The organism is Corallococcus sp. CA053C, from assembly GCF_003611675.1.
Lineage (GTDB): Bacteria > Myxococcota > Myxococcia > Myxococcales > Myxococcaceae > Corallococcus.
Genome location: NZ_RAWA01000359.1, coordinates 1 through 10138 on the forward strand (window position 1 = coordinate 1; position 10138 = coordinate 10138).

General features: G+C 68.1%; 10 protein-coding genes. 6 read left to right on the forward strand and 4 right to left on the reverse strand.

From position 1 onward, the window contains the following. From D7V97_RS33330 to D7V97_RS33345, 4 genes are all read left to right on the forward strand, one after another. On the forward strand, positions 1–1641 hold a 1641-nt coding region (locus D7V97_RS33330; protein ID WP_147445077.1), incomplete at its 5' end, for a serine/threonine-protein kinase. A gap of 11 nt (positions 1642–1652) precedes the next feature. Further along, positions 1653–2135 carry a DUF2381 family protein gene (locus tag D7V97_RS33335; RefSeq protein ID WP_120614655.1) on the forward strand — a complete coding sequence of 161 codons (483 nt, stop codon included), beginning with the start codon at positions 1653–1655 and terminating at the stop codon, positions 2133–2135. A 109-nt stretch (positions 2136–2244) separates the two neighbouring features. Then, on the forward strand, positions 2245–3267 hold the full coding sequence (locus tag D7V97_RS33340; protein ID WP_120614656.1) for a hypothetical protein: 1023 nt from the start codon (positions 2245–2247) through the stop codon (positions 3265–3267). Then, entirely contained in the window at positions 3260–4108 is an 849-nt protein-coding gene (locus tag D7V97_RS33345) for a hypothetical protein (protein WP_120614657.1), read from the forward strand. Before D7V97_RS33340 ends, D7V97_RS33345 begins: the two co-directional genes overlap by 8 nt. Positions 4109–4545: 437 nt before the next feature. Here D7V97_RS33345 and D7V97_RS33350 read toward each other — a convergent pair whose 3' ends face one another. After that, positions 4546–5379, reverse strand: coding sequence for an oxidoreductase (locus D7V97_RS33350; protein ID WP_120614658.1), 834 nt, complete (start codon positions 5377–5379; stop codon positions 4546–4548). A gap of 87 nt (positions 5380–5466) precedes the next feature. Here D7V97_RS33350 and D7V97_RS33355 point away from each other — a divergent pair, with 87 nt between their 5' ends. After that, on the forward strand, positions 5467–6372 hold the full coding sequence (locus D7V97_RS33355) for a LysR family transcriptional regulator (RefSeq protein WP_120614659.1): 906 nt from the start codon (positions 5467–5469) through the stop codon (positions 6370–6372). A 9-nt stretch (positions 6373–6381) separates the two neighbouring features. Here the strand turns inward: D7V97_RS33355 and D7V97_RS33360 are convergent, their stop codons facing one another. Then, positions 6382–7212 carry a DUF5131 family protein gene (locus tag D7V97_RS33360; protein WP_120614663.1) on the reverse strand — a complete coding sequence of 277 codons (831 nt, stop codon included), beginning with the start codon at positions 7210–7212 and terminating at the stop codon, positions 6382–6384. A gap of 49 nt (positions 7213–7261) precedes the next feature. Further along, complete coding sequence (locus D7V97_RS33365; RefSeq protein WP_120614660.1) at positions 7262–7906, reverse strand: START domain-containing protein; 645 nt, start codon at positions 7904–7906, stop codon at positions 7262–7264. Positions 7907–8067: 161 nt separating this feature from the next. Between D7V97_RS33365 and D7V97_RS33370 the strand changes: the two genes are divergently transcribed. After that, a complete protein-coding gene (locus tag D7V97_RS33370) occupies positions 8068–9564 on the forward strand; it encodes an HAD-IG family 5'-nucleotidase (protein WP_120614661.1) in 1497 nt (498 codons plus the stop codon). 23 nt (positions 9565–9587) lie between these two features. Here the strand turns inward: D7V97_RS33370 and D7V97_RS33375 are convergent, their stop codons facing one another. Next, positions 9588–10046, reverse strand: coding sequence for a DUF2267 domain-containing protein (locus D7V97_RS33375; RefSeq protein WP_158623508.1), 459 nt, complete (start codon positions 10044–10046; stop codon positions 9588–9590). Positions 10047–10138 lie beyond the last annotated feature (92 nt).

Sequence of the window (10138 nt, forward strand, 5' to 3'; positions counted from 1 at the left end):
GGGTACGGCGCCGTCTACCGGGTGGAGCCGCTGGAGGCGCCGGGCCGGAGCTTCGCGCTCAAGCTCTCGTTGCACCCGGACCCGGCGCGGGCGCTGCGGGAGATGGCGCTGCTGCTGGACCGGGCGTGGCATCCCCACGTCGTCCGCGTCCACGCCACCGGGCGCTGGCCGGACCCCGTGGAGGGGCTGCCCTACTTCGTCATGGACTTCATCGACGGGAGGGCGCTCCACACCTGGGCGGAGAACTTCAACCCCACGTTCCGGCAGCTCGCGATGGTGGGCGGTTCGGTGGCGATGACGCTCGACGTGCTGCATGCGCGGGGCGTGCTGCACCGGGACCTGAAGCCGGAGCACATCCTCATCCGCGAGCCGGGCCACGTGCCGATGCTCATCGACTTCGGCGCCGGGGACCAGACGGGGGCCACGACGCTGACGACCACCACCCTGCCCCCGGGGACGCTGCACCTGCGCAGCCCGGAGGCCATCCGCTTCCAGCAACTCCACTGGAGGCAGCCGGAGCTGCGCTATCCGTCCACCGAAGCGGATGACCTGTACGCGCTGGGCGTGTGCCTGTATCGCGCGGCCACCGGGCACCATCCGTTCTCCCCCGAGCTGGCGCCGGACCTGCTTACGGTGCTCATCACCCGGCGGCCACCGCCGTCACCCCGGGCCATCAACCCCCAGGTCCCGGAGCCGTTCGCCAGGGCCATCCTGCGGCTCCTGGAGAAGTCGCCGGAGCGCAGGCCGCGCACGGGTGTGGAGGCGCATGCGGAGCTGATGGAGGCGCTGCTGTCCGGCGGTGACGCGTTCGAGGCGCGGCTCTTCGAGGAGGCCTCGGACCGGATCCAGCGCCCTGCGTGGCCGTCGCAGCCCTATCCCGTGTCGGTGACGGAACCCATGGCACCGCCTCCGGCGTCGCGCGCTCCGAGCCGGATCCATGTGCTCGGTCTGACGGCGTGTCTGGGGATTGTGTTGGTGGGAGCTGGGACCTGGGGAGTCCTGGCCCATACAACCACCAGGGTCGAGGCGCAGGCTTCCACCTCCACGGGTCATAAACTGGCGATCGTCCCGGAGCCACAGCACAGTGTTCCTGTCGCTGCCCCGCCTCCCGAGGTACACGCCACCGTGACTCCCAAGCCGCCCGCTCCGTCCCCGAAGTCAGCCCGTTCACTCAAGCCCGCCGCGCTCGCCGCGTGTATGGGATTGGCTTGCGTCACCGGTGCGCCCCTGGTGGATCGACCTCAGCCTCCCTCCGAGGACTGCCCGAAGGAGGCCATCGACGCCATGGAGGAACTGGGCATCGCCCAGCTCCAGTGGGGCGGCGAGTTCGACCACAAGACAGGGAACGGGAATGTGACCGTTCGGGAGGGACGGGCCACCGTCTACACCACCGAGAGTTGGGGGCGTGTGGCGGCTGGCGCCAAGATGACGGGAACTGTCTATGTCGGCTCCAAGCGTGTCTATGGACGCTTCACCCAGATCCGACTCAAGAAGACTGGCGAAACCCATCCCATCTGTGTGGAACTTGTGACGCTGGAAGATCGCCAGACAGGGCTCCCTCGCCTCAAGGGTGGTGATGAAGACACGGCGATCCTCTTCAACCAGATCTCCCTTCGGAGCATCCTTCGCTACGACGAGTAGTCGGAAGGCCCATGCTCCTGTTCCTCCTTCCGCTTCTTGCGACCGCGGAGGCCGCCGCTCCTGAGCCACAACCGACGTGTCCCCTCCTGGTGGGCATCTCCACGTTGCTGGCCGAAAGACTGCTGGATCAGCGGGGGGTCCAGGCTCTGCAGCTCTTGGTTCCTGCTCCGTCATTCCCAGCCATTGAACCCGGGCTTCTTCAGGTCAGGAGCTTTCGCTCTTTTCAGCGTGTCGCAGTGCTCATCGAACTTGCCGAAGAGGTGTCGCTGTCAGGCAGACCCTTTCGGGCAATTCTGAGCGCCCCGGGTCTTCAAACCCTGACGGTCGTGCAGGTGCTCCAGATTGATCCGAAATCAGAATCCGAAAAGGCACGGATCATCGTGGAAGCAACGGCAAAGGTGGCGGAAGCCCGCAGCGTCTACACGTTGGAGCTCCAGGACGCGGAGGGCAGGCGACTCCTCGTCCTGCCCGGGGTCAGGTTTCCGCCCGCCTAGGCCCATGACCGGCGAAAAACATCAATAATTCTAAATAGATGGATCGATACTTTACTTAACGCCCATACTTTACCGGTCAGTAAAGATCGGGTATTTAGTGAAGTAGACGATGACCAAGGACTTCGAAAGCGAGGCCTTCACCGCCCTGGGCAAGGTGCTGGAGCAGCCGCTCTCCAACGTGGGCGCTCCTGTCGCAGAGGTAGACCTCGTCGCCCAGAGCAACGAGCACGTGTTCGTAGTGGAGTGCAAACAGTCCGCGACCCTCCGGAGCCTCGAAGGAGCCCATGAGCAACTGAAACGGGCGCGCGTGTTTATCGGGCAAAAGCCCATCGTTTCCGTCATCGCGGTCCCCTTCATGGGCGAGGTCGGCAAGGAGTTCTGCCGCTTACGCTCCGTGTCCTGGATCGACCTCGCGGGGAACGCCTCGCTGCGGGGGCCGGGGCTCCACATCCGCATCGAGGGCAAGCCCAACCCCGAGCCCAAGCGAGGCCGCCCTGGAAATGTCTTCGCGCCGAAGAGTGCCCGGGTGACGCGGCAGCTGTTGCTCGAACCCACCCAGACCTTCCGTCAGCGTGAACTCGCCCACGAGACAGGGCTTGGGGAGGGGTTCGTCAGCCGTATCGTCGGTCAGCTTGAGACCCAGGGATTCATCTCTCGGGAGCAGGGAGCTGTCCGCGTCAGGAACCCCGGGTTGCTCCTGGAGGCCTGGCGCGAGGCCTACGCGTTCGACCGCCATCACATCATTCGCGGCCACATCCCAGCGCGCAGTCCTCAGGCGCTGCTGGGCTCGCTCTCGGAAGCGTTGCGCGAAGGTTCGATCACTCACGCCGCCACGGGGCCTGCGTCCGCGTGGATGCAGGCCCGGTTCGCGGGGTTCCGGACCGTCACGATCTACGTCGAAAAGCGCCCCAAGCTGGAGACACTGCATTTCCGGCCAGAGGAGCGGGGGGCGAATGTCTGGCTGGTCGTGCCCGATGATCCGGGTGTCTTCGATGGTGCAATCGACATCGCCGGCGTCCGCTGCGTCAGCGCCGTGCAGACCTACCTCGACCTCCTCGCCATGCCCGAGCGGGCGGAAGAGGCGGCGGATGAGCTCCGTCGCACGCAGCTCGCCTGGAGCCTCCATGGCTGAGAAGCCTCAAACGCGTCAGGGCTATCCCCCCGAGCAGGCCGAGCTTGCCCGAGCCACGTGTCTCTATGTCGCGACCATCCTGGGCGACTTCCTTGAAGACATCATCGTCGTTGGGGGGCTCGTTCCCTCACTGCTCATCCGGCCCGGTAGCGCGGAGGATGCTTTCGAAACGCACGTCGGCACCATGGACCTGGATCTGGGCCTGCATATCGCGGTGCTCGACGAGGAGCGCTACCAGAGAATCGCCGAGCGCCTGAGGGGGGCGGGGTTCTCGCAGGCCCTGAACGAGAAGGGACGGCCTTCACGTCAGACGTGGAAGGTGGAGGGCCTTGGCGGCCGAATGACCTTGGACTTCCTGATTCAGCCGACGCTTCCCCAGGACCAGCCTGGCAAGTTGCGAAACCTCGAGCCGGACTTCGCGGCCATCATCATCCCCGGGCTTCATCTGGCGTTCACGGATCGCATTCACGTGGAGTTGGAGGGCGTCACCATCCGGGGGGAACAGGCCCGGCGTGGCCTCTGGGTCTGCGGCGCAGGCGCCTTCATCATACTGAAGGCCCTGGCGTTCAAATACCGGGGGACGACCAAGGATGCCTACGACCTGTTCTACGTCCTCAAGTACTTCGGACAGGGAGTGGATGACGTCGTCCGGCGGATCCAGCCGCTCTTGCAGGATGAGCACTGCCTCCAGGCGCTCGCGGTCCTACGCCAGGACTTCCGGATCCCTGACGCCATCGGCCCGAGGCGGGTCGCGCACTTCCTCACGGGCGGGCCTGACGATGCCATCCAGGCCGATGTAGTCGGCTTCGTGGATGCGTTCCTGAGCAGACTCGGGAAGTGAGCGCCAGTCCCAAGCGGGAATGGAGACAGGGCGTGAGTCATTGCGGCGCCACGACCTGCCCCTGTGTCTCCCGCAGCCGCGTGTCCGGGTCTCCGCTGCAACCGCCGCACCTGCCGAGCACCACAGCACGGCCACCACCACCCACCCACGAACCTCCCGCATGTTGGCTCCTGGTACCGCTCCGCTTCGGTATCTCGGGCCTGACTGGCAGGCCCCAGGCTCCCCCGAGTGGGACCTGACCAGTCAGACCCGAAACCCATGCCGGCGCTGGCGGGTGGGCGCCTTGCGAAAGGCCTCCAAATTGCCCTCCCCCAAGCCGATAGAGCCCGTGAGCCGGAGAGTCATGCAAAAAATCTTCGGACTCCTTGGCGCAAGTGCTCGGTCGGGGTGGCTGGCGCTGGTAGCCCCCATTTGTTCCTGCCAGTCCGCGGCTGGGATCAGAACGCCGTGGCGCGCGCGATCTGCTCCGTGCGCTCCACGTCCGACAGCACCTGCGCGAACTTCTCGCGGATCGCGTCGGGTGCATCCACTCCCAGTGGGAGGCGCAACGTCGGCACTCCCGCCAGGACCGCGTCCACGATGGCGCGCGCGGCCTTGTCGGGGTCGCCGGGCTGCGTGCCATTCGACTGCGTCGCGAACGTGCGCGTCAGGCCAACCGTCGGGGCGTACTCCGCCATCGCCGGCAGCTCCCGGTACGACGCGCCGAGCAGCTTCGTGCGGAACATGCCCGGCTCGACAATCAGCACCTTCACGCCGAACGGCCCGACCTCCTTCGCGAGCGACTCGGACAGCGCCTCCAGCGCATGCTTCGCCGCGCTGTACGCGCCCGTGCCCGGGTGCGTGGTGATGCCCGCCACGCTCGTGAGCTGCACGAGGGTGCCGGAGCGACGCTCGCGCATCTGAGGGAGCACGGCCCGCGTCACCGCCACCGCGCCGAAGAACAGCGGCTCGAACGCGGCCCGCAGCTCCTCGTCGCTCGTCTCCTCCACGGCGCCGAGCAGGGTGTAGCCCGCGTTGTTCACCAGCACGTCGATGCCGCCGAAGCGCTCCGTCGCCGCCGCGACCGCGCTCCGGACCTCATCCGCCTTCGTGACATCCAGCCGGACCGCGAGGACGCGGTCCGGGGCGCGTGCCACCAGGTCCTCCAGTGACCGGGGATCCCTTGCCGTCGCGACGACGCGCTCACCCCGCGCGAGCGCCTCCTCCACGATGCTGCGACCGAACCCCGACGACGACCCCGTGACGAACCAGACCCTGCCCTGTGCGTTCATGACTGCCTCCATGACCCACAAGCTACGGCCGAGCACTCCGCTCCGAAATGCGTCGTATCTGCATGCGCTTTGTAGCTACGCTAAAGAATGCGCGACGACCTCTCAGGCATCACAGCGCTGCTCGCGGTGGCGGAGAAACGCAGCTTCACCGCCGCGGCGACGCAACTGGGGGTCACCCCCTCGGCGGTGAGCCAGTCCCTTCGGGTCCTTGAAGAACGCGTAGGCGTGCGGCTCCTCCAGCGCACCACGCGCAGCGTCGGGCTCACCGAGGCGGGCGCGCACTTCCTCGCGCGGCTCCAGCCCGCGATGAAGGACGTGCACGAAGCGTTCGAGTCGCTGGGCGAGCTGCGCGACCGCCCCGCGGGCACCCTGCGTCTGACCGTGCCGCGCTACGGCTACCAGGAGGCGCTCGCGCCCCGCCTGGCGGGGTTCCTCGCGGCCCATCCAGACATCCGGGTGGACATCCAGGTGGACGACGCGCTCATCGACATCGTCAAGCAGGGCTTCGACGCGGGCCTCCGCATTGGCGAGCTGATGGAGCGCGAGATGATCGCCGTGCAGGTGAGCGACGACATCGCCATGACCGTGGTGGGTTCCCCGTCGTACTTCGCGACGCGCGGCAAGCCCAGACACCCGCGCGACCTGCGCGAGCATCAGTGCATCAACTACCGCAGCCGGACGACTGGGAGCCTCCACCGCTGGGAGCTCCTGGACAAGGGAAGGCGGATCGAGGTCGCGGTCGAAGGGCGCGTGTGCCTGGACGACGTGGACTTCATGGTGGACGCCGCGGTGTCCGGGCTGGGGCTCGCCTTCGTCCCGGAGAACCGCGTGCGGAAGCGGGTGGCGGAGAAGCAGCTCGTGCGCGTGCTGGAACCGCACTGCCCCACCCTCCCGGGCTTCTTCCTCTACTACCCGAGCCGGACGCACCTTGCGCCCAAGCTGAAGGCGCTCGTCGACTACCTGAAGAAGGGCCGGCGCGGCACGGCGCGCTGAACCGCGGGCTCACGCCCCCATCGCCAACGCGGGCGGCGCCAGCCACGGGGCCGCCAGCGCTTCGGCCTCCTCCAGGAGGCGCAGACGTCGGGCCTCATCGGGCACCGGCGCCACCGTGCTTCGCGGGAGCGCGTCATACGTGCGGCCGTCCAGCACCCGCCCCGTCGTCGCCTTGCGCACGCCGCCCCACTGCTTGAAGAAGAAGGCCACGCCCGCCGCGTCACACTGCTCGCGCAACGAACGCACCCACGCAGGGTCCAACGGCCTCGCCTTCGCGCCGCTCTCGCCACCGACAATCACGCCGTCCACGCCCGTGAAGTCCACCCGGCCCAGGTCCTCCAGCAGCGGCTCCACCGACAGGAACCGCGTTCGCGCGGGCGCCGCTCGCAGGTGATCCACGCGTGGCAGGCCATAGCGCCGGTCCTCCACGCTCACGCCCCACCACACGTTCGGCAGCCTCGCCGCGAACGCGAGGCGCGTGGACAAGAGCCGCTGCATCCGCTCCGAGCGCTTCGTCAGCACCTGGAACGTTTGCCAGTCCGCCAGCGCCATCACCCGCGCCACCGTCTCGATGTACGCCTCCGGCACCCCGTCCAGGAACAGGTCGCTCATCGAGTTCACGAACACGCGCTTGGAGGCCTTCCAGCGCAGCGGCTCGGCGAGCTTGCCGGGGATCAACTTGAGGTCGAAGCCCTGCGTGTACGGATGCCCCGGCACGCCGCGGAACCGCTCCGCGAAGGTCTCCGCGTAGCAGTGCTTGCAGCCCGGGCTCAGCTTCACGCAGCCGCGCACCGGGTTCCACGTCGCATCCGTCCATTCAATCTTGGAGTTGTCAGCCATGGCGTCCGGAGGGAACACCCGGCCCGCCCGCCTCCATCCCCCCCAGCGCCTACTTCGCCGGAGGCGTGACGGTGAGCGACTTCGCGCGCTTCTCCACCGCGCGCAGCGTGTCCAACACCGCGTCCTTCTGGCCCACGCTGGCCAGGAACCCCGGGATGGAGCCCGCGGGATCCACCGTGAACTTGTACACGACCCAGGACTTCCCCTCCCCCTTCGACTCCACCTTCCAGCTGCCCTCGTTCGTCCGCAGGCGCACCACGTCGCGGCGCGCCGGGAATGCGTCCGGCTCCGCCTTCCAGCGCTGCACGTACGCGCCCGTGCCATCCGGCGCGACCTTCGACTCCGTCACCACGTGCGAGATGTAGTCGCGCGAGGACACCACCGGCAGATCCAACCGCGTGTACGTCAGCCGCCCGCCGTCCTCCGTCGGCTTCACCACCCGCGACTCCTTCACGTACGGCATCCACAGCCGGTAGGACTCCGCGTCCTCCAGCGCCGCCTGCGCCTGCGCCGCGCTCGCCTTCATCTCCCCTTCCGCCCAGATGTCCTTGACCTTGCTGCCCGGGCGCGCGCGCACCTTCACCACGTAGGGCTCCGTCGCCACCGTCTCCCACTCCTCCGCGACCGCCACGCCCGCCATCAGCAGCACCACCGCCGCCACCGCCCCGCTCCACCTTCGCTTCATTGCCACCATGCGATTGCCCTCCGGTCGCGCGCTCCCGGTCCTCGAAGGCGCGCGTCTGTCATCCGTATCCCATCTTTCCGACACCTGGACGACTCACGGCCTGCCCGTAAACCGCCGGGAATGCACGGGCCGCTCGACTTTGCTCGCAGGGCTTGGCAAGCCTGCTTCCCATGCGTCCTCATCTCCCCGGTCCCCCGCCCGAGCGTGGCCTGTTCTGCAACCGCACCCTCAACATGCGCGCCATCAAGGCCGTGGGCTACGACATGGACTACACGCTCATCCACTACCGCGTGGAAGCGTGGGAGCGCCGCGCCTACGAGTACATCCGCGACCGGCTGGTCGAGCAGGGGTGGCCCGTCAGCGACCTGACGTTCGACCCGATGCTCGCCATCCGCGGCCTCATCATCGACACCGCCAAGGGCAACCTGCTCAAGGCCAACCGCTTCGGCTTCGTGAAGAAGGCCCTGCACGGCAGCAAGCCCATGGAGTTCGACGCGCAGCGCGAGGCCTACGCCCGCACCATCGTGGACCTGGCGGACCGCCGCTGGGTGTTCCTCAACACGCTCTTCTCCCTCTCCGAGGCCTGCATCTACGCGCAGCTGGTGGACCGCCTGGACGCGGGCCAGTTGCCCGGCCCCATGGGCTACGTGGACCTCTACGAGCACGTGCGCAAGAACCTGGACGCCACGCACATGCAGGGGCGCCTCAAGGCGGAGATCATCGCGGACCCGGAGCGCTACGTCATCGATGATCCGGAGACGCCGCTCGCGCTGTTGGATCAGAAGAACGCCGGCAAGAAGCTGCTGCTCATCACCAACAGCGAGTGGGCCTACACCGAACCCATGATGCACTTCGCCTTCGACAAGCACCTGCCCGACGGCATGACCTGGCGCCAGCTCTTCGACGTCGTCATCGTCAGCGCGCGCAAGCCGGAGTTCTTCACCACCCGCTCCACCCTCTTCGAGGTCGTGGAGGTGAACGGCGAGGCGCTGCTCCGGCCGCACTCCGGGCCGCTGAGCCGCAACACGCCCTACTTCGCTGGCAGCGCACTGGAGCTGGAGCGGCACCTGGGCCTGTCCGGCGATGAAATCCTCTACGTGGGCGACCACATGTTCGGCGACGTGCACGTCACCAAGAACGTGCTGCGCTGGCGCACCGCGCTCATCCTGCGCGAGCTGGAGGACGAGGTGCGCGCCATCGCCAGCTTCCGCGCCACGGAGCTGCGCATCGGCGAGCGCATGCTCCACAAGGAGCGCCTGGAGGACGAGAGCTGCCAGGTGCGTCTGGAATTGCAGCGGCGCCGCTACCACTACGGGCCGCGCACCGACAAGGCCGAGGGCGAGCTCGTCACGCGCCTCACCGAGCTGCGCACGGAGCTGGAGGCGCTGGACGCCGAAATCGGTCCCATGGCCCGCGCCGCCAGCGAGATGTCCAACCCCCACTGGGGCCTCCTCACCCGCGCCGGCAATGACAAGAGCCACCTGGCGCGGCAGGTGGAGCGGTACGCGGACATCTACACGTCGCGCGTGAGCAACTTCCTGTTCGCCACGCCGTTCGTGTACCTGCGCAGCCCGCGCGGCAGCCTCCCGCACGACCCCAGCTTCCCCGGCGGCACGCCCGTGTTCGCCTCCGGCGACGGCTCGGGGAACGGGCCCACTTCGGAGTAGCGGGCCCGTCCCGCCCCTGGCGCCTATTGCGTGAGGCGCCAGAGGGCCTGCAGGTCCGCGGGCAGGTTGCTGGCGACCTTGTCCGCTTCGCCTTCGGTGATCTGATCCTGGAACGCGCGCAGCACCGCGCGCACCACCAGCTCCGCGCGCTCCACGGGCATCTCCAGGTCCTCCGCCACGGACTCCACCAGCTCCTGCCGGCCAAAACGCTGGAGCCGCACCGGGCGCTCCTCCGGGGGCGGCAGGAACGCCACCAGCAGGCGCGGCAGCTGGGCCTCCAGGTTGCGCGCGCCTTCCGGGAGGATGCGGCGCTCCAGGGCGCCCAGCACCGACACGGCGGCGCACTCGGCGAGGCCTGGGGGCAGGCCGCTCACCTCCGTGAGGTGGCGGAGGAACGCGGCATAGGTCGCGTGCAGGTGGGCGTCGTGGCGACGCTGGTGTCGCGCTTGCTTCTCGTCTTCGGTTTCGTGGGCCTGGGCCATGGGCACACCTCCGGTAAGGGGCTCCCACAACCTGCGCACCCCGACGGCCGTTGGCGGCCACATGCACGCGACCTATGCCGCGTTCCTCCGCC

Excerpts from the sequence above, each read along its gene's own strand:
- D7V97_RS33335 (WP_120614655.1), top strand. The coding sequence starts at position 1,653 with ATGCTCCTGTTCCTCCTTCCGCTTCTTGCGACCGCGGAGGCCGCCGCT.
- D7V97_RS33340 (WP_120614656.1), top strand. The coding sequence starts at position 2,245 with ATGACCAAGGACTTCGAAAGCGAGGCCTTCACCGCCCTGGGCAAGGTG.
- D7V97_RS33345 (WP_120614657.1), top strand. The coding sequence starts at position 3,260 with ATGGCTGAGAAGCCTCAAACGCGTCAGGGCTATCCCCCCGAGCAGGCC.
- D7V97_RS33350 (WP_120614658.1), bottom strand. The coding sequence starts at position 5,379 with ATGAACGCACAGGGCAGGGTCTGGTTCGTCACGGGGTCGTCGTCGGGG.
- D7V97_RS33355 (WP_120614659.1), top strand. The coding sequence starts at position 5,467 with ATGCGCGACGACCTCTCAGGCATCACAGCGCTGCTCGCGGTGGCGGAG.
- D7V97_RS33360 (WP_120614663.1), bottom strand. The coding sequence starts at position 7,212 with ATGGCTGACAACTCCAAGATTGAATGGACGGATGCGACGTGGAACCCG.
- D7V97_RS33365 (WP_120614660.1), bottom strand. The coding sequence starts at position 7,906 with ATGGTGGCAATGAAGCGAAGGTGGAGCGGGGCGGTGGCGGCGGTGGTG.
- D7V97_RS33370 (WP_120614661.1), top strand. The coding sequence starts at position 8,068 with ATGCGTCCTCATCTCCCCGGTCCCCCGCCCGAGCGTGGCCTGTTCTGC.
- D7V97_RS33375 (WP_158623508.1), bottom strand. The coding sequence starts at position 10,046 with ATGGCCCAGGCCCACGAAACCGAAGACGAGAAGCAAGCGCGACACCAG.